Source organism: Arthrobacter sp. zg-Y1116 (assembly GCF_024385485.1).
Taxonomy (GTDB): domain Bacteria; phylum Actinomycetota; class Actinomycetes; order Actinomycetales; family Micrococcaceae; genus Arthrobacter_B.
In genome coordinates, this window is sequence record NZ_JANFLR010000001.1 from 782,377 (window position 1) to 800,718 (window position 18,342).

An 18,342-nucleotide genomic window follows, 5' to 3' on the forward strand; every position below is an offset into this window, starting at 1 on the left:
ACCTGTCCTTAACGGCGCCGGACCAACCCCCTGTCCCGTTGCCGCCGGCCGCGTTACCTTTTCTGCATGCACACCCTCGTTGTTCTGTTCCGGCAGCCGCGGGACCCGGCTGCCTTCCGCCGGCACTACCGCAACGTACACCTGCCGCTGGTGCGCAACATTCCCGGCCTCCGCGAGCTGCGGGCTTCCGAGGAGCTGAGGTCGGCGGAGGAGCAGCCGCCGTATTTTGCACTGTTTGAAGCCGATTTCGACGACGAATCGGCCATGCAGGAGTCCCTGACCACCGCCGAGGGGCAGGCCGCCAACGCCGATATCCCCCGTTTCGCGACCGGCGGGCTGACCGTGTTCACCTACCGGAACTAGCCGCCGGCGTCTTCCACCGGCCCGGCAATTCAGTCGTCGTCGCCCGGCGCCGCCCGGAAACCGCGCTGCTTGGCGTCCATCCACAGCACCACGTCCATGGCCCGCAGCCGGGAAACCCGGACCGGCAGGGCCGCCCGGTCCTGGACAGCATCGAGTCGCCGGGCCAGTTCCCGGTCATTGTCGGTGAGCAGCGCATGCCACTCCTCCCACTGCGTGAGGGAAGTACCCGCCCCGATGCTGCGGGCGACCATCGAATCCCAGATCGGAATCAGTTTCGGCCGCTTGCGGGCCAGCAGCTTGCTGGTTTTCATGGGACCCATCTTCCATTGCCCGCCCCGGTAGCCCCGGAACACTTCCCAGAGCAGCCATGCCGGGCTGTCCTTGCCGAGGACGTGGACGTATTCGACGCCGGTAACGTCCGCCAGCTCCAGGTTCACCGGAATCAGTTCCAGCAGCTCGCCGATCTCCGGGGCCTTGGTCTCGAGCAGCCCCACCACCGCCGGTCCCTTGATTTCCTCGCCGAGCAGGGCCAGGGCAACCAGGTCATCGGCGGTGATCCGGTTGGCGGCCCCCGGGGAGTCTCCCCCGCCGGCCCACGTGTCGAACCTTGCCCCGGTCCGCACATGCCCGGAGGTCAGTTTCTGCGTGTAGTAGCGGTGCAGCAGGCCGGCGGCGTCGTCGACGTGGCCGGCGTCGAGGATGGCTGGAAGGTCCACGGTGTCCACCTCACTCGGGAGCGGTAATCAGGCCCTTCTCGACCATCCAGTCGAAGGCGACGTCGGCAGGCTCCTGGCCGTAGACGTCTACGGCAAGGTTCATCTTGCGCAGTTCTTCGTCCGTAAGCAAAGGGGACACCTGCGCGAAGATGTCTACCAGCTCCGGATATTCCTCCAGCGCCTCGGTATTGAAGACCGGCGCGGCGTTGTAGGCAGGGAAGTAGGCCAGATCATCCTCGAGCACGGTCAGTCCCAGCGAATCGATCCGTCCGTCCGTGGCAAAGACCTCGCCGAAGTTGCACTCCCCGGCGTCGGTCGCCGAATACACGGCACCGGTGTCATAGATGCCGATATTGGCGTCCGGCACGCCGTTGGGCGCCCCGCGCGGTATGCCGTACTTTTCCAGCAGCGGGTTCATGCCGTCCGGACGCGAATTGAACTCGGCCTCGAGGCAGAACGTGCGCTCCTCCACCGGCAGGTTGGCGATATCGGAGATGCTGTCCACGCCCAGTTCCTCGGCCGCTTCGCTGCGGATGGCCATGGCGTACGTGTTGTTCAGCGGCGCCGGATCGCCCCAGGTGACGCCGTTGGCAAGGTCCGCGTCATGCACGGCTTGCCATTGTTCCTGCTTGTCCGGGATGCCTTCGCTCTGGCCGAGGTAGGCGATCCATCCGGTGCCGGTGTATTCCCACGTCATGCCGGCCTGCCCGGACAGGAGCAGCTCCCGGGCCGGCTGGCTGCCGGGCACGTTGGTCAGGTCGGTGACGTCGAAGCCGGCTACCTTGGTGGCCAGCACCGCGATCTTGCCCAGGATGAGCTGTTCGGTGAAGTTCTTGCTGGTGACGGTGAGTTTCGCGTCGTCGGGCAGGCCCTCGACGGGCTGGATCAGCCCGGGGTCCGCCTCCGGCACGTAGGAGGCTGCGGGCTGCAGTCCGCAGCCTCCAAGCAACAGGCCGGCGGCGGCGGCTCCTGCGGCAGCGAGGCGGACGCGTGCGTTTGGCTGCTTTTTCATTAGAGTCCCTTCGGCCGGGCGACGTGCTCGACCAGGCGCCCGATCCAGTCGACCACCAGGGCCAGCAGCGCCACCAGCAGGGCTCCGGCCACCAGCACGGTGGTCAGGTTCAGGTTCACGCCGGTGGTGATGAGGATTCCCAGCCCGCCGCCGTTGACGAAGGTGGCCAGGGTGGCGGTGCCTACCAGGAGCACCAGGGCGGTCCGGACGCCGGAGAGCATCACGGGCACCGCGAGCGGCAGTTCCAGCCGGAACAGCACCTGGGCGTTGCTCATGCCGACGCCGCGGCCGGCCTCCACGATGCGCGGGTCCACCTGCTGCAGGCCCACCATCGTGTTCCGCATGACCGGCAGCAGGGCGTAGACCACCAGCGCACCGATGGCAGCCCGGAAGCCGAACCCGACCCAGAAGGCCAGCAGCACCAGCAGCCCGATGGCCGGCGCCGCCTGGCCGATGTTGGCCAGCGCCATGATCGGTCCGGTGACCCGGCGCATCCGTCCGCGGGTGAGCAGCACGCCCAGCGGGATGGCGATCACCAGCACGATCACCGCGGACACCCCGGTGAGCAGGAGGTGCTGGACGGTGTAGTCCCACAGTGCTGCAGGGGCCAGGGTGGTGCGCTCGGTGACGCTGAGCTCGGCGGTGGTCAGCCAGAGCATCAGGAGCCCGAAGGCCACCGCGATGCCGGCCAGCTGCAGCAGCAGCGGCCGCCAGGATGTCGGGCCGGCGCCGCTTTCGGCTTCGGTCCGGGCCTGGGCGGCCGTGGAAACGGCGGTCATCGGGTGCCCTGGCCGGCGGCAGCACCGGCGTCGTCCTGCACCGCCGCCTGCGCGTCTGTCTCTGTGCCGCGTCGGATGCCGCCGCTGTTGAGGCCCACAGGGGCGCCGGAGGAGCCCTGCTGCGCGGCGTCGTTCGCTGCGGTGATCGCTTCCATCACGGTCTGGACGGTGACCAGGCCGAGGAACCGGTCCCGCGGACCCGTCACCAGTGCGGCGCCCGTGCTGGAGACCAGCATGGTGTCCAGCGCGTCATTGAGCGTGGAATGCTCGCTGATCACCGGAAGCTTGGCATCAACGGCGTCCGTGTGCCGGTCCAGGCGGCTGAGCTGGCGGCGGGAGAGCCACTGGATGGGCCGCTCCCGTTCGTCCAGCAACACGGCGTTCTGCTCGCCGGCGCCCTGCAGGCGGGAGAGCGTGTCGCTGGCAAGGTCGCCGACGACGGCGGTAATCGGGGACGCCAGCTCCACCTCGTTCACGCGGGTCAGGGTGAGCTGCTTCAGGCCCGCGCCGGAGCCGATGAAGTTCTCCACGAACTCGTTGGCGGGGTTGGCCAGGATCCGTTCCGGGGAGTCGTACTGGACCAGCTGGGCGCCCTCGTCGAAGATGGCGATCCAGTCCCCCAGCTTCACCGCTTCGTCGAAGTCATGGGTGACGCAGACGATGGTCTTGTGCAGCTCGGACTGGATGTGCAGCAGTTCGTCCTGCAGCCGCTGGCGGGTGATCGGGTCCACGGCGCCGAACGGTTCATCCATGAGCAGCACGGGCGGATCGGCGGCCAGCGCACGGGCCACCCCCACGCGCTGCTGCTGCCCGCCGGACAGCTCCTTCGGGTACCGGTCCCGGTACAGGGCCGGATCCAGGGAGACCAGTTCGAGCAGTTCGTCCACCCGGGCCTGGATGCGGTCCTTGTCCCAGTTGAGCATCTTGGGGACGACGGCGATGTTCGCCGCCACGGTCATGTGCGGAAAGAGCCCGCCGGCCTGGATGACGTAGCCGATCCCGCGGCGCAGCTGGTCGCCGTCGATCCCGGTGACGTCTTCGCCGTCGAGGATGATCCGTCCGCTGGTGGGCTCGATGAGCCGGTTGATCATCTTCAGCGTGGTGGTCTTGCCGCAGCCCGACGGGCCGACCAGCATCACGATGCTGCCCCGCGGAATCTCCATGGTCAGGCCGCCGACCGCCGGCTTGTCCTGCCCGGGGAAGCGCTTGGTGACGTCTTCGAGCAGGATGCCGGTGGCGGTGGCTTTGGCGCCGGTGGTTGGGGAAAGAGTCTCAGACACGGATACCTCGCGGGGTTGTGAGCCGGCCGAGGCCGACCAGGAGAAGGTCAAGGATCAGGGCCAGCAGGATGACGCCGACGACGCCGACCACCACGGACTCGAGGGAGTTGGCCCCGCCGAGGCGGGACAGGCCGGTGAAGATGAAGCCGCCCAGTCCCGGGCCGAGGGCGTAGGCCGCGATGGCGGCAATACCCATCACCATCTGGGCGGACACGCGCACGCCGGCAAGGATGACCGGCCAGGCCAGCGGCAGTTCGATGCGCAGCAGCGTGCGCAGCCGGCTCATGCCGACACCGCGGGCGGATTCAACAACGGTCGGGGAAATCCCGGCCAGGCCCACCACCGCGTTGCGCAGGATGGGCAGGGTGGCATAGAACGCCACCACGATCACGGCCGGCACGGCACCGAACCCGAAGGGTGCGATCAGCAGGCCGATCAGGGCGAAGGACGGCAGCGTCAGGCCTACCGCGGAGACGCCGTTGGCCACTCCGCTGAGGGTCTTATTGCGGTAAACCAGGGCCGCAATAACCACGGCAATGACCGTGGCCAGGATCAGGCACTGGACAACTAGGCTGAAGTGCTGCCATCCGGCGAACAGGATCTGCTGATACCGGTCCGCCACGAATTCCCACACATCAAGACCTCTTCACTTTGGTTACGTATGTTTCTTGTCGCCGCCCGGCGCTTGGTGTCCGTGTTTGGTGTCGGAGTTTGGTGTCCGAGTTTGGTGTCCGGGTTTGGTGTCCGAGCGAAAACTACCCAGCAACCTTACCGTTACCTGCTTCACAAAGCGCTCCGAGAAGCTCCAAACCCGTACAACGTGATGTTTTTGCAACAGGCGGGCGGGGCCTGGGGGCGGGTGGGGGCCGGCGAGTGGGCCGGCTTCCGGGCCTTCGGAGTGCGGGCTTGGGGGCCTTCGGAGTGCCGGCTTCCCGATAGGCCTCACCTTCTGTACAGCTGATGCTGTCCGCCGCAGCCCCAGGCCGCATCAGCTGTACAGAAGGCAGCACCGATGGGCCAGCCCAACTGGATTCCCACACTCTCTGGGACCCTTGTGGCAGCTGTTGTCACACCAGGAACAGGAGCACCACTGGGCGGGATTTTCTGTGGCGGTTCAGCGGTTGGACCGGTTCATAGTGCAGTAGGTGCCCCCTCACCGGCCCGCGGGCAGCATCTACTGCACTATGAACGTGCGGGCGGCGTCGGTTGTACAGATAACGGGGCTAAGCCTCGTCCGGTGTACAGATAACGGGGTTATTCGGCCGGCATAAGCCCGTTATCTGTACACCGGATTTACGGCAACCGATTCTTCGCGCCCCGGCGAAGATGATCCCTGCGCAGCGGGCGACGAGGACCCCTGCGCAGCGGGCGGCGTCCGGTCAGTGCCGGAAACCGAAACGCCCATCGACAACGTCCGGCAGGGCAACCACACCCTGGCGGCCGGGCCTCGGAAGCCCGCGCTGCTTCCGCACTTTCGCGGCCCGGAATTCCTTTCGCGTCGCCGCGGCGAGCCGGAAAGAACAACCGAGCATCACCGCAACGAGAATCGCCGCGAGGACTCTCAAGATCCAGTCGTCTGACGGGAAAAGGCCAACACCGGCGAAAAAGAGAATGAATACGGCATACATGATGAGGAGGATCACCCCCCGCACCCAGGAAGTGGGGTGATCCGACGGCGGAGCACCGTCGGGTCGGAACCCGAGTTCATCCGAGGCGTAGCTCTGCAGATTGCCAAACTCCGTCCGATGAAGGAATCGCTTCTCCCCACGGGCCAGGAGCCGCCGGTGCTCTGCGAACACTTCCTCGTCGGTGAGCAGCCTGTTCATTGTCATTCGTCCCCCATCGTTGTCTGCGTTAAGTTATTCGATCCGGATTTCCGCCGGCAGGCGATGCTGCCGAGCTGCTCTCAGGCGGCGTCAGCCGTACGGAAGGCGGCGTTTCCTGGGATTTCCCAATCACTGTGCGGCCAGCTGTTGTCACACCGGAAGCAGGAGCCCCATTAGGTGGGTATGTCTACGCGATTCATGGGCCCGCACGCGTTCATAGTGCGGGCGGCGCCGGTTGTACAGATACCGGGGCTTCTCCGCGCCGGTTGTACAGATACCGGGGCTTCTCCGTGGGGATAACCCCGGTATTTGTACAACAGACGCACGCTGAGAGCTAAGCCTCTTCGTCTTCGCCGGCCGGAGGCTGGGGCACTCCGCCGCCGGTGCCGTGCATCCACAGGACCACGTCCATGACGCGGAGCCGGGAAACGGGGTGTGGGAGCTCTGCGCGGCGCTGGATTTCATCGAGGTGGAGGGCGAGGGCGCCGCCGTCCTGGGTGAGCGCCTCGTACCAGTCATCCCACTGGGTCAGGGAGCCCTTCAGCTTCGTCTCGTTCTTCACCACTGAGTCCCAGATGGGGATCAGTCGGGGACGCTTCCGGGCCAGCAGCTTGCTCGCCTTGGTTGGTCCAATCCCCCATTTTTCCTTCTTCTGAAGATCCTTTCCGCGGAGGATGTTCCAGAGCTGCCAGGCCGGGCCATCTTCACCGAGGAACTTCTCCACCTCGTCGCGGCTGAGGGCCGTCAGGTCCAGATCAACGGGGATCTGGGCAAGCAGTGCGGTGATGTCTTCGCAGCGCGTCTCAAGGATGCCAATGGAAGCTCTCGGGGAAAAGCGGACGGAGAGGAACGAGGCGGCGAGCATGTCATCGGCCGTGATGGTGTTCACGACGTCGGGTGCGTCTCCACCTCCGGCCCAGGTGTCGAACCGGGCCCCGGTGCGGACCCGACCCTTGGAACCGAGCTGGGTGTAGTAGTTGCTGAGCAGCGTGACTGCATTGTCGGTCTGTTCTTCAGTGAGTATTTCCGGAATGTGCACGGCGTGAGTCCCCCAGTAGTTGGCAGGGCAGCGGCCGCTCCCCCAGTCCGTTGATAGTACAGAAGCGACCCCTGCGGATCCCGCAGGGGACGCTTCTCGACTCGCCCTGGTGCCTCAGCACCTCAGATTCCGTCGGTCGGTTGAGGCCGGTCCGGGCCTGGTGAACGGCTCGGCTACTTTTCGCCAACAACCTCAACGGTCACGTTCATGCCGTCATCCGGGTGGTAGTTCCAAAAGGTGGAGAACTCACCCCATTGAGCAGTTTGAGTTCCGTCCAGTGCCCGGGTATTCCCCAACCTGCTGCTCACACTGTCAGGCATATCAATGGCGGCCAGCACACATTGGATATCTGCGAATTCGGCTCCATAACCGAAGGTCTCGTTACCCTGACCGGACATCGTCAAGCTCTGCCCCTCGTCGCCAAGGGCGATACCCGACTGGTCCGTGAGATCGCAGAGCTCCACAGCGTCAACCAGAGCGGTGGAGTTGGAGGGCAAGTCAATCTGCGCGAGCAGGAGCCCAGCACCCAGACCGACAACAAGCCCAGCACCGGCGAACAATGCGTAGTTCCGCCGGGACGGCGGCAACTGGACGGTAGGCGGGTACGGCGTCATACCGAACGGCAGTGCCGCGGGATTCACCGGTCCGGTCCCGGACTGCGCGGGCGGCCCGGACTGTGCTGGAGGGGCTGGAGGCAGCGGCGGCATAGGCTTCATCCGCGCACTCTCCGTGCTGTCGGCGGGGTTCTGCGGACCCGGGTTCGTTGCGTCTTCCTGCGTCATTACTGCTTCTCCCACTTGCCGCATCGGCTGGACTTGAAGTCCTGGCCCTCGGACAGGGTGACGGTGGGACGGCCTCCGCCTGGCAGATCGTTTTGCAGGATGTCGTCACCGTTCGAACCGCTTCTGTAGATTCCCCAGTAGCAGCTGGAGCCGACGTCGGCCGCGGTTGTATACGTCCCCGGCGAAACGTTGGTGCCCACCGTCCAGGTGCCGTCGCTGATGGTGTCGGCTGCCTTCTGCTTCTCCGCGGCGGTGACGGCAGATTCGCGCTTTTCCACATCGGCCTCGGCCTTTGCGGCAGCTTCTTCCCGCTCCCCTACCTTCAGCTCCCGGGCGTATATGCCGCTGGAGAGCTTGTTGTAGTCCTCCTTCATGACGTTGTAGTCGTCCTGGGACTTCTCGAGCATCGACTGGCGCTGCGCCGATTCTTCCGAGAGCGCGATGTATTCCTCGCTCCGGGTCGGGTCGGTCAGGAAATGTCCACCTACAGCGCCGCCGGCAAGCAGTACGACGCCGGCGGCCGCTAGCCAGATCCGTGCGGCTTTACGCTTCGCCACCTGTCGGTCCACCAGTGGTTTGTCCACAGGGTTCGTGGCCGTGCGCCGGTCTCCTCGTGCTTTCCTACCCCGCGGGGACGCTGGGGTATCGGCATCCGGCGCAGGTGGCGGAGGAGGTACTGAGCCGACAGTAAGCATCTCTGCGGTTTCTGGTCCTCCAACCGGTGGCTGCTCCGGGGTGGACTGACTGGCGTGCTGCTGCGACATTCGTGGGTCTTTTCGCTGGTGCGGATCGAGGCGGGTGTGCACACCGCCGCCGCACGCGCGACCGCTTTCGGGTGCACGCCCCTATATACATTCGGCAGGCGAGACCCATCTGTAAGGGAAAGGCACTTTAACCCCGAACCCTGTCCCCTAGAGTGATCGCCATGGACTCCCCACCGCAGTTTGCCGTCATTGCATTCGCTGCCCTCGCAATATGCGCCGGTCCGGTCCTGCTCACGGCGGGCATCCTCGCATATTCCGGCCGTTGGACGTCCTGGGCAGGTCCGTCCAGTTACCCTTCAACGGCAAAGCACTCCCGGCTGGGATTCATGATGTTCTGGGCGGGGCTGCCCATGACCGCGGTGGACATTCTCCTCGGACTGGAGGTGCTCGGCGTGGACCCCGGTGTGACGCGTGGGCTCATGCTGGCTCCCGCCGTGTTTTGCATGACCGTGGTGATGATCCATATCTACTTCCTGCCGAAGTTCCTCCGACCCCTCCTGCTGCCGCGGTGGTATCGGGAGTGGGAGGCGGCCCAATTCGAGCTCGAGGAACGGAACGAGGAACGACGCCGGGCACGGCGCTCCCGCCGTCGGGACAAACGGCGGCGGGAGAAGGAGAAGGCCCGGCTGCTGCAGGCGAAGGCGGCGGCTCGGGAAGAGAAACGCCGCGCCAGGATGCAACAGGCCGCGCCCTGACCCGCCGGGTTAGCCCTTCAGCGCCGCCCGCAGTTCCTTCCACGCCCCGGTGGACCACAGCGCCCACAGCACCAGCGGCGGCTGGAAGAACAGCCGCACCAGCCGGGCGCGGTCCGAATCCAGGCCGAACGCGTCCGTGTGGGTGACGTACTGGGAAATGTTGCCCGGGAAGATCGCAATGAAGAACGCAGCGGCGGCCAGCCCAACCGGCACCCGGCGTTTCCGCAGCAGGATCAGCGCCGCGCCCAGGCTGATTTCGGCCACGCCGGAGAGCAGCACCACGGCATCCTCGTTCAGCGGAACCCAGTCCGGCACCTGGGCCTGGAATTCCTGCCGGACGAAGGTCAGGTGCGAGGTCCCGGCGAAGGCCAGGAACGAACCGAGGGCAACGGCGCCGATGCGGCGGGGTTTCGACGTCGGCGGCGCGGGGCGGGAGGCAAGGGCAAGGACCTTCGAGATGGCAGACATGGTCCCGACGCTAACACCCCTGCCCGGGCCGGGGCAGGGGCGCAGTCAACGGCAGCTCAGCCCAGCTCAAGTCAGCCGGTTGTAGGCCAGCTGCGCCAGAGCGGCCGCCTGGTCCCCCAGCACCGAGTCGTCAAAGACCACGCGCGGTGAATGGTTCCAGGCAGCGGTGACCGGATTGACCGACGGCGGCGTCGCACCGAGGAAGATGAAGGTCCCGGGGACCTCGTTGAGCACCAGGGAGAAGTCCTCCGATCCCATCAGCGGGTCACGGGATTCCAGCACCCGGTCCTCGCCGAAGATCTCCCGCAGCCCGGTGACGGCTTCCCGGGTCCGGTCAGGATCGTTGCAGGTAACGGGGTAGCGGATGGTGAAGTCCACCTCCGCACTGCAGCCGTGCGCGGCGGCAATGCCCTCGGCGAGCGCCTTGGACTCCACGATCACCCGGTCCAGGGATTCCTCCGAGAGGGTGCGGACCGAGGCGCCGAGGCTGGCCGTATCCGGAATGACATTGATTGCCTCCCCTGCGGAAAGCTGGGTCACGGTGAGCACGATCGGGTCGAAGGCGGAAAACCGGCGCGTGGCCATGGTCTGCAGCGCCGTCGCGATTTCGGTCAGCGCGGGCACGGGATCAATGGCTGTCTGCGGCTGGGAGCTGTGCCCGCCGGAGCCCTTCACTGTGATCCGCAGTTCGTTCGCGCCGGCCATCAGCGTGCCGGGCTTGGTGCGGAAGACTCCCAGCGGTCCGGGCCGGACGTGGATGCCGTAGGCGGCTACGGGACGTTCCCCGGCGGCGTCGAGCACCCCCTCGTCGAGCATCAGGCTTGCACCGTCGTGGCCCTCCTCCCCCGGCTGGAACATAAAGATCACGTTGCCGGAGAGGTCCTGCTGCTGGGCGCAGAGCAACCGGGCGGCCCCCACCAGGCCCGCGACGTGCAGGTCGTGCCCGCAGGCATGCATGGATCCGTTGGTGGAGGCATAGTCCAGATCGGTCAGTTCGCTTACCGGCAGCGCGTCCATGTCCCCGCGCAGCAGGACGGTGGGACCGGGCTCGGCGCCGCGCAGCACGGCGACCACGGAGGTGGTCTTCACCCCCAGGGTGATTTCCAGGTCCAGCCCTTCGAGGGCGGCGAGGACCTTTTCCTGCGTCCGGGGCAGGTTGATCCCGGTCTCCGGATCCAGGTGCAGCTCCCGCCGCAGGGCCACCAGATCAGGCAGGATCGCCTGTGCTTCCTGTACAAACATGCTTGAAGTCCTGTCATCTACGCTGATGGCCGGCTGCCGTTCGGACTGCCGCTACCTACGCAGTAAATCACTCCTTTCGCTCCAGCACAGGGGGGACGGCCCCAACCGCACCGGTTCCGGCCCGACGACGGCGGTGAACGGGGCTCCTGGCAAGGAGTGCGCTTCATCCGCCGCAGGTCGTTCATCCCTGCGGCGGACCCCCTGCCCGCGGTGCAGCTCCTAGACTGGGCAGCATGATCGAGACCATGGCCTTCGACACGGCCGACGCCGGCCCGGCACGGAACGCACGGACCCGGCCCGGCTGGCTCGCCCGGCTCCCCTGGCGCACCGGGGAGGACTGGGAACGCCCGGGACCCACCCGCACGCAGCAGCGCCACGACGTCATCGGAACGATCATCCTGCTGCTGATCTCCGCGCTCGTTATGGAGGTGAGCCGCGGCATCGGTGCCCTGGCCGGGGAAACCGGGCCCATCTGGTTCCAGCATCTGGCGCTGGCCCTGATCATCCTGCCCCTGGTGGTGCGCCGACGATACCCGGTGGCCGTCATGCTGATCTGCAGCGCCGTGTTCCTGGGCCTGGGGCTGCTGGTGCCCATGGTCGCCACACAGACGAGCTTCCAGGCGGCCTATTTCGCCTCGCTCTACACCGCCGTGGCCTGGGCGAAGGACCGCCGGATACTCTGGCTCGGCACCACCGTGGTTATTGCCGTGATGGCATTGTGGGTGATCCTTTCCTTCACCGTCTCCTCCGCCTACGACGGCATGCTGGAACGAATCATGGAGGGCGATGACTCCTACCGCGGTTTCCTGCCGCCGCTGGCGTCCCTGGCCCTCTACAACCTGGCAATCAACGCTGCCTTCTTCGGCGGGGCCATCATGTTCGGCATGAGTGCCTGGCGCAGTGCGCACCAGCGCGAACTGCTGGTCAAACAGTCCGCCCAGCTGGAACTCCAGGCGACGGAACTGGCCCGGCAGGCGGTGCTGGATGAACGGCTGCGCATCGCCCGGGAGCTGCACGACGTCGTCGCGCACCACATAGCGGTGATCGGCGTCCAGGCCGGCGCGGCCCGGCGGGTGCTGGAGAAGAAACCCGAGGCCACCGCGGGCGCCCTGCAGACCATTGAAGCCTCCTCCCGCGAAGCAGTGGAACAGATGCGGTCCCTGCTGGGCGTACTCCGCGCCGGTGAGGAACCGGGGTCGGAGTCCGACGGCGGCGCGCGGCGCACCCCGGAGCCCGGCCTGGCGGACCTCCCGGCCCTGGTGGCGGAGCACGAGCAGTTGGGCCTGTCCGTGTCATATCACCGGTCCGAAGATGTACCCGGCTCGCTGGACCGGGTCCCCGCACCGCTGGGCCTCTCGATTTACCGCACCGTCCAGGAGTCCCTCGCCAACGTCCGCCGGCACTCCACCGCAGGCTCCGCCGTCGTCGCCCTCCGCACGGGCACCACGGGGACCGGCAAGAGCTGGGCGGAGGTGGAGACCGTGGACAACGGCCGGCCGCGCACCGGCAGCACCGCCGGCTCCGGGTTCGGCATCCGGGGCATCCGGGAACGGGCAGACCTGCACGGCGGCACCACCGAAATCGGACCGCGGTCCGGCGGCGGCTGGCGCGTCCGGGTCCGGTTTCCGCTCCATTGACCGTTACCGTGGTTGCCGAAGGCCGCATGCTGCGGGCCGGCAGAACTCCTTCGAAAGGGAAAACGTAAGTAATGGAACCGATCCGGGTCCTGCTGGCTGATGACCAGGCCCTGCTGCGGGCAGGCTTTGCCATGATGCTCTCCGTGGAGGACGAAATCGAGGTGGTGGGCCAGGCCGCCAACGGCGCCGAGGCGGTGGCATTTGCTGCGGCACACCCCGTGGACATCATCCTCATGGACGTGCAGATGCCGGTCCTGGACGGGATCCGGGCCACCGAGCAGGTAGTGCAGGCCGGCACCGCGAAGGTCATCATCCTCACCACCTTTGAACGCGACGACTACCTTTTTGATGCCATCAGCGCCGGCGCCAGCGGCTTCCTGCTGAAGAACTCCGATCCGGATGACCTGGTGGCGGCGGTGCACGCCGTCGCCGGCGGACACGCCCTGCTGGCACCGGAAATGACGGTGCGGGTCATCGAACGCTTCGCCCGGCAGCTGCATGCCGAGGCCGCCGGTGCCGCTGCCCTGCCAACCGGCCACCCAACCGCTGCCCCGGCCACCGCCGTCGGAACCCGCCCGCCGTCGGGGTCCGCCCAGCAGCAGAAACTCCTGGACTCGCTGACCTCCCGCGAGCGCGAAGTGCTCGTGAATGTTGCCGCGGGCCGGAGCAATGCCGAGATCGCCGCGGGGATGTTCGTGGCCGAGGCGACCGTCAAGACCCATGTCTCCAACCTGCTGAGCAAGATCCAGGTCCGGGACCGGGTGCAGGCAGTGGTGTTCGCCTATGAGTCCGGCCTCATCCTCCCGGGGGACAAGCCGGCCGCCGGCTGACCCGGGAAGGTTCCATCCCGCGGCCGATCCGCCGTGCTGCTCTTTTGCCTAAGCTCGAAGCAGAAGTTCATCACTAGGCCCGGCCTCTTCCGGGGAAGGAGCAGCACATGCTGCAGGTCCGCAATCTCACCCGACGCTTCGGGGACAAAACCGCCGTCGACGACGTCACGTTCGACATTCCGTCCGGCCGTATGACCGGCTTCGTGGGTGCAAACGGCGCAGGCAAGACCACCACCATGCGCATGGTCATGGGAGTCCTGACCGCCACGTCCGGCGAAGTGCTGCTGGACGGGTCCCCCGTGACCGCCGCCCAGCGCGCCCAGTTCGGGTACATGCCCGAAGAACGCGGCCTCTACCCCAAGCAGCCAATCATCGACCAGCTGGTCTACCTCGGCCAGCTGCACCGGATGAGCCAGTCCTCTGCCCGCCGTGAGGCAATGGAACTGCTGGACCGGTTTAACCTGGCCGACCGGAGCAAGGACAAGCTCGAATCGCTCTCCCTGGGCAACCAGCAGCGCGTGCAGATCGCCGCCTCGCTGCTGCACCGGCCTACCGCCCTGATCCTGGACGAGCCGTTCTCCGGGCTGGACCCCGTCGCCGTCGACTCCATGGTGGAGCTGCTGCGCGAACGCACCGCCGCCGGTGTGCCGGTCCTGTTCTCCAGCCACCAGCTGGACCTGGTGGACCGGCTCTGCGACAACCTGGTGGTCCTGCAGGGCGGCCGCCTTATGGCCGCCGGAACCGGCGACGAGCTTCGCGCCACGGCACCCCGTCGGCACCGCATCACGGTCTCTCCCGACGCCGGCTGGCTGCGCGAGGAAACCGGGCTCACCGTCATCGACGTCGCCGGCCCCTCCGCGCTCGTGGAGTTCGACGACGACGCCCACGCCCAGCGCACCCTGGCCGCCGCCCTCTCCCGCGGCACGGTACAGGAATTCGCCCCCATCCGTCCGTCCCTGAGCGACATCTACCGTGAGGTGACAGCATGAGCACCGCAACCCGAACCCCCGTGGCCAAGCCCGGGCGAGCTCCGGAAACCCCTGACAACACGCCCGCCTGGGCCATCGTGACGCTGCGCGAAGTCATGGTCAAGATGCGCGACCGCACCTACCTGCTCTCCACGCTGGTGACCCTGCTGCTGATCGTGGGCGGCGTCCTCTTCAACGCCTACATGTCCTCGCGCGGTTCGGACCATACGGTGGCCGTGGCAGATTCCGCCGCCGCCGAAATCATCACCGCTGCGGATGCCGCCGGACAGGAAGGCGACGGGAACACCTCCTTCGAAGCCGTAACGGCAGACTCCCCCGAGGCTGCCCTGCAGCTGGTCCGCGACGAGGAGGCCGATGCCGCACTGATCCAAGCGGAGAACGGCAGCTGGACCCTGACCGGAAAGGACGAAATCGGTTCCGGGATCCGCGGGCCGGTCTCCGAGGCCCTGACAAGCTATGTCCTCAGTGCCAACGCCGCAGCGGCCGGCACAACGGCGGCGGAACTGACCGCCGGCAGCGAGCTGGAAGAAGCGCTGCTGGAAGGCAACGCCGAGCAGGCCGGGATCGCCGCCGTCGTCGGCTTCGCGTTCAGCTTCCTCTTCTATATGGCCACCATCATTTTCGGCATGGCGATTGCCACCTCCGTGCTGGAGGAGAAGCAGAACCGGGTGGTGGAAATCCTGGCTACCGCCATTCCCATCCGCCAGCTCCTTTACGGCAAGGTGATCGGCAACACCGTCCTGGCCGTGGTGCAGCTGGCACTGTACGGCGGGGCAGCCCTGCTGGCGCTGAACCTGACCGGAACGGCGGACATGGTGGGCTCCATCATTCCGGTGTCCGGCTGGTTCCTGGTCTTCTTCCTCGTCGGGTTCCTGATCCTGGCCGCCGGCTGGGCAATGCTCGGGGCCATGGCCAGCCGGTCCGAGGACCTGAACAGCAGTTCCACCCCGGTCATGGCAATCATCTTCGCCGCCCTGTTTGCCGGGATGTTTGCCAAGGGCCAGCTGCTGGTCATCGCCTCGTTCGTGCCGGTGATTTCCTCCGTGGCGATGCCCGTGCGGATGCTCAGCTCGGAGGTGCCGCTGTGGCAGACCTTCGCATCGCTGGCCATTGCGCTGGCCGCGGCCTACGCACTGTTGGGCTTTGGCGCCAAGATCTACCGGCGGGCCGTCCTGCAGAGCGGAGGCTCGCTGACGCTGCGCAAGGCCATGAAGCTGGAGCAGTAGCCCCGGCGGGGAGCATCACAGCGGCAGGCGGGGAGCATCGGCTCCCCGCCTGTTTCATTTGTGCTTTCATTTGTGCTGCAGTCAGTCCGGATATTGCCGGCGCAGTTCGGCCTTGCGGATCTTTCCGCTCGCCGTTCGGGGAAAGTCCTCGACCATCGTCACCGTGCGCGGCACTTTGTACCGTGCCAGGCGGCCGAAGAGGTGTTCCTGCACTTCCTCGGCCGTCAGCGCGTATCCCTCCCGCAGGCTGATGACCGCGCGGGGGACTTCGCCCCATCTGCTGTCCGGCACCCCGATCACGGCAACGGCAGCCACGGCTTCCAGCTCCGCAATAACCTGCTCGACCTCGGCCGGATAAATGTTCTCTCCGCCGGAAATGATCATGTCCTTCAGCCGGTCGGAGATGAACAGGTACCCGTCGTCGTCGAAATAGCCCATGTCCCCTGACCGGAACCATGCGTCGTCGGCATAGGCTTCCGCGGTGGCGTCGGGCCGGTTCCAATAGGAGCGGATGACGTTGGGTCCGGAAATCTGGATCTCCCCCACCTCTCCCGCCGGGAGCACCCCGCCGTCCGGACCCGTGATCCGAACGTCGGTGAAGAAGTGCGGCAATCCGGCGGAACCGGCCTTTTCCCTCGATCGGGCGGCCGGAAGCGCCGTGGCGCCCGGGGCCGTTTCAGTCATTCCGTAACCGTTGGAGAAGGACAGGCCGCGGGCTTCATAGGCCTCCAGGACCCGGAGCGGCACTGCGGATCCGCCGCAGGTGATGGTGGTCAGCGAGCTGATGTCCCGCTTGTCCCAGTCCGGATGCTCGCACAGCATCTGGTAGGTGGTGGGCACGCCGCTGATGTAGGTGGCTGCATACTGTTCAATCGCGGCAAGTGTGCGGCCCGGTTCGAACCGGGTTTCCAGCACCACGGTGCCGCCCTTGAGGAGCACCGGCAGCACGCCCATGTCCAGGGACGCGACGTGGAACATCGGGGAGATCATCAGTGCGACCTCCGTCCCGGACACGTCGTAGTCGACCAGCACGTTGTAGCAGTTCCAGGCCAGGTTCGCGTGGGACAGCAGGGCGCCTTTGGGCCGGCCGGTGGTGCCGGAGGTGTAGAGGATCATCGCCCCGTCGTCTCCCGCAACCGGCAGGTCCAGCCGGTCCGGCGACGCCGCGGCGATCACGGCGTCGAAATCGGACACTCCTTCTCCGCCCGCTCCGGCCGCTACCGGACCGTCGGCCGGGGCGGCGCCGTCGGCCACCTCCAGCCGAACCGTCACCGAGGTGCCGGCCGACCCCAGCTGCGCCAGCCGGGCGAGCGCACCGGTGTACACCAGTACCGAGCTGCCCGAATCCAGCAGCGCAAACTGAATTTCGGGCGGCGCCAGCCGGGTGTTCAACGGAACGAAGACGGCACCCAGCGTTCCGGCCGCAAAAAACGTCTCCAGGAATGCGGGATGGTTATCCCCGAGGAAAGCCACCCGGGAGCCGTGGTCCACGCCGGAGGCACGCAGCGCCTGTGCCAGCCGGTTGATCCGCTCGTCCAGCTCCGTGTAGCTGATGTTCCGGCCCTGGAAGACCAGTGCAGTCCGGCCGGCGGACTTCAGGTGCCGGCGGTGTATCCAGGATCCCAGCCCCTGATTCTCCATGGTGCTACTGCACCGTCATGGCATCGACGTCCGGTTCCTTTGCCACAAACTCGTACTTCAGCATGAGTGCGCCCAGGTCATCCAGCTCGTCGCTTCGAAGTTCGCCGTCGAACTCCTCCATCTTCAGGTTCTCGGCGACTGCCGCGTCCATCCCCATGAACGTCGGAAGGGTGGCGCGGACGTCGTCGACGTTGGCCTGCGCAGAGGTGAGCGTTTCGGTGACGGCATCCTTGAAGGCCGTGACGGTTTCCGCATTTTCGTCCGCATACCGGCCGGAGGTAAACGTGACCATCGTAGGCATCCCGGCGACCGCTTCCTGGTTCGGATAGCCAACCAGGACGTAGTCGGGATTGGCCAGGGCGCGGCTCAGGAAAGGCTCGGGCAGCCAGACCGCGTCCGTATTGCCTCGCTCGAGCGCGGCTTCCATATCCTGGAACGGCAGCTCGTTGAAGTTGAGCTGCTCCGGATCGGCGCCGGCCAGGGCGGCGCTTTCCATGATGGTCAGATCGCCCTGGGTATTGACCGCGTTGACGGTGGTGGTTTTGCCTTCCAGATCGGCGAAGGACGTGATCCCGGAGTCCGCGCGGGCCACCACACCGTTGATGTCATCGCCTTCGGCGAGGGAATTGGAGTACCCGGACACGATCTTCATATCCAGGCCCTTGTCCTTGGCCACCATGACCGACAGCGGGTTACCCACGGCAAAATGGATGTCGCCGGTGGAGACCGCCGGCAGCATGGCTGCCCCGCCGGTGCCGCGCTGGAGCTCGATCTCCAGCCCGTGCTTCTCGAAAATGCCTTCATCGATGCCGTACTGCATAGCCGAGGACGGCGCGATGGACAACACCCCCACCACTACCTGCTGAAGTTCACCGCTGCCGGAACTTTCGCTGCCCGACGGCGACGACTCGGCGTCGGATCCGGAGGTCGAACCGCCGGAGCAGCCCGTCAGAGCCAGTGCCAGCAGAACTCCGCCTGCCGCAGCCGTGGACAGTTTCCTGGTGATCGTGTTCCTCATGACCTACCTCTTCATTGTGGTGGTAAGAGTGGTGC

Annotated in this window: 19 protein-coding genes; 6 read left to right on the forward strand and 13 right to left on the reverse strand. The window is 66.5% G+C overall.

Going from position 1 to position 18,342, the window contains the following annotated elements:
- The first annotated feature begins 66 nt into the window (after nucleotides 1–66).
- Nucleotides 67–363: an EthD family reductase gene (locus tag NNX34_RS03635; protein ID WP_229950574.1), complete on the forward strand. Its 297-nt coding sequence runs from the start codon at nucleotides 67–69 to the stop codon at nucleotides 361–363.
- A 29-nt stretch (nucleotides 364–392) separates the two neighbouring features.
- Here NNX34_RS03635 and NNX34_RS03640 read toward each other — a convergent pair whose 3' ends face one another.
- From NNX34_RS03640 to NNX34_RS03680, 9 genes are all read right to left on the reverse strand, one after another.
- A complete protein-coding gene (locus NNX34_RS03640) occupies nucleotides 393–1,079 on the reverse strand; it encodes a DUF6308 family protein (RefSeq protein WP_255765160.1) in 687 nt (228 codons plus the stop codon).
- Between the two features lie 10 nt (nucleotides 1,080–1,089).
- Nucleotides 1,090–2,091 (reverse strand): glycine betaine ABC transporter substrate-binding protein, encoded by a 1,002-nt coding sequence (locus tag NNX34_RS03645; RefSeq protein WP_255765161.1) that lies wholly within the window; start codon nucleotides 2,089–2,091, stop codon nucleotides 1,090–1,092.
- Nucleotides 2,091–2,870 carry an ABC transporter permease gene (locus NNX34_RS03650; RefSeq protein WP_370647220.1) on the reverse strand — a complete coding sequence of 260 codons (780 nt, stop codon included), beginning with the start codon at nucleotides 2,868–2,870 and terminating at the stop codon, nucleotides 2,091–2,093. Before NNX34_RS03650 ends, NNX34_RS03645 begins: the two co-directional genes overlap by 1 nt.
- Nucleotides 2,867–4,150 (reverse strand): ATP-binding cassette domain-containing protein, encoded by a 1,284-nt coding sequence (locus NNX34_RS03655; protein ID WP_255765162.1) that lies wholly within the window; start codon nucleotides 4,148–4,150, stop codon nucleotides 2,867–2,869. The genes NNX34_RS03650 and NNX34_RS03655 overlap by 4 nt, the downstream gene beginning before the upstream one ends.
- Entirely contained in the window at nucleotides 4,143–4,784 is a 642-nt protein-coding gene (locus tag NNX34_RS03660) for an ABC transporter permease (protein ID WP_227919365.1), read from the reverse strand. The genes NNX34_RS03655 and NNX34_RS03660 overlap by 8 nt, the downstream gene beginning before the upstream one ends.
- Before the next feature lie 745 nt (nucleotides 4,785–5,529).
- Nucleotides 5,530–5,976, reverse strand: a complete 447-nt coding sequence (locus tag NNX34_RS03665; RefSeq protein WP_255765163.1) for a hypothetical protein — start codon at nucleotides 5,974–5,976, stop codon at nucleotides 5,530–5,532.
- Between the two features lie 334 nt (nucleotides 5,977–6,310).
- Nucleotides 6,311–7,015, reverse strand: coding sequence for a DUF6308 family protein (locus tag NNX34_RS03670; protein ID WP_255765164.1), 705 nt, complete (start codon nucleotides 7,013–7,015; stop codon nucleotides 6,311–6,313).
- Nucleotides 7,016–7,188: 173 nt separating this feature from the next.
- Complete coding sequence (locus NNX34_RS03675) at nucleotides 7,189–7,797, reverse strand: hypothetical protein (RefSeq protein ID WP_255765165.1); 609 nt, start codon at nucleotides 7,795–7,797, stop codon at nucleotides 7,189–7,191.
- On the reverse strand, nucleotides 7,797–8,354 hold the full coding sequence (locus NNX34_RS03680; protein WP_255765166.1) for a hypothetical protein: 558 nt from the start codon (nucleotides 8,352–8,354) through the stop codon (nucleotides 7,797–7,799). The genes NNX34_RS03675 and NNX34_RS03680 overlap by 1 nt, the downstream gene beginning before the upstream one ends.
- A gap of 368 nt (nucleotides 8,355–8,722) precedes the next feature.
- Here NNX34_RS03680 and NNX34_RS03685 point away from each other — a divergent pair, with 368 nt between their 5' ends.
- Nucleotides 8,723–9,256 (forward strand): hypothetical protein, encoded by a 534-nt coding sequence (locus NNX34_RS03685; RefSeq protein WP_255765167.1) that lies wholly within the window; start codon nucleotides 8,723–8,725, stop codon nucleotides 9,254–9,256.
- Between the two features lie 9 nt (nucleotides 9,257–9,265).
- Here the strand turns inward: NNX34_RS03685 and NNX34_RS03690 are convergent, their stop codons facing one another.
- Both NNX34_RS03690 and NNX34_RS03695 read right to left on the reverse strand, forming a co-directional pair.
- Nucleotides 9,266–9,724 carry a hypothetical protein gene (locus tag NNX34_RS03690; protein ID WP_255765168.1) on the reverse strand — a complete coding sequence of 153 codons (459 nt, stop codon included), beginning with the start codon at nucleotides 9,722–9,724 and terminating at the stop codon, nucleotides 9,266–9,268.
- 66 nt (nucleotides 9,725–9,790) lie between these two features.
- Nucleotides 9,791–10,966, reverse strand: a complete 1,176-nt coding sequence (locus tag NNX34_RS03695) for a M20 family metallopeptidase (RefSeq protein ID WP_255765169.1) — start codon at nucleotides 10,964–10,966, stop codon at nucleotides 9,791–9,793.
- Between the two features lie 233 nt (nucleotides 10,967–11,199).
- Here NNX34_RS03695 and NNX34_RS03700 point away from each other — a divergent pair, with 233 nt between their 5' ends.
- From NNX34_RS03700 to NNX34_RS03715, 4 genes are all read left to right on the forward strand, one after another.
- Entirely contained in the window at nucleotides 11,200–12,603 is a 1,404-nt protein-coding gene (locus tag NNX34_RS03700; RefSeq protein WP_255765170.1) for a sensor histidine kinase, read from the forward strand.
- Nucleotides 12,604–12,674: 71 nt separating this feature from the next.
- Nucleotides 12,675–13,433: a response regulator transcription factor gene (locus tag NNX34_RS03705; protein WP_255765171.1), complete on the forward strand. Its 759-nt coding sequence runs from the start codon at nucleotides 12,675–12,677 to the stop codon at nucleotides 13,431–13,433.
- A 107-nt stretch (nucleotides 13,434–13,540) separates the two neighbouring features.
- Nucleotides 13,541–14,422 (forward strand): ABC transporter ATP-binding protein, encoded by an 882-nt coding sequence (locus NNX34_RS03710; RefSeq protein ID WP_255765172.1) that lies wholly within the window; start codon nucleotides 13,541–13,543, stop codon nucleotides 14,420–14,422.
- The gene (locus NNX34_RS03715; protein ID WP_255765173.1) at nucleotides 14,419–15,648 is read left to right on the forward strand and encodes an ABC transporter permease; all 1,230 of its coding nucleotides are present in this window, start codon (nucleotides 14,419–14,421) and stop codon (nucleotides 15,646–15,648) included. The genes NNX34_RS03710 and NNX34_RS03715 overlap by 4 nt, the downstream gene beginning before the upstream one ends.
- Before the next feature lie 81 nt (nucleotides 15,649–15,729).
- Here NNX34_RS03715 and NNX34_RS03720 read toward each other — a convergent pair whose 3' ends face one another.
- Both NNX34_RS03720 and NNX34_RS03725 read right to left on the reverse strand, forming a co-directional pair.
- A complete protein-coding gene (locus NNX34_RS03720; RefSeq protein WP_255765174.1) occupies nucleotides 15,730–17,289 on the reverse strand; it encodes a long-chain fatty acid--CoA ligase in 1,560 nt (519 codons plus the stop codon).
- Nucleotides 17,290–17,293: 4 nt separating this feature from the next.
- A complete protein-coding gene (locus NNX34_RS03725; RefSeq protein ID WP_255765175.1) occupies nucleotides 17,294–18,307 on the reverse strand; it encodes an ABC transporter substrate-binding protein in 1,014 nt (337 codons plus the stop codon).
- Nucleotides 18,308–18,342: the final 35 nt, after the last annotated feature.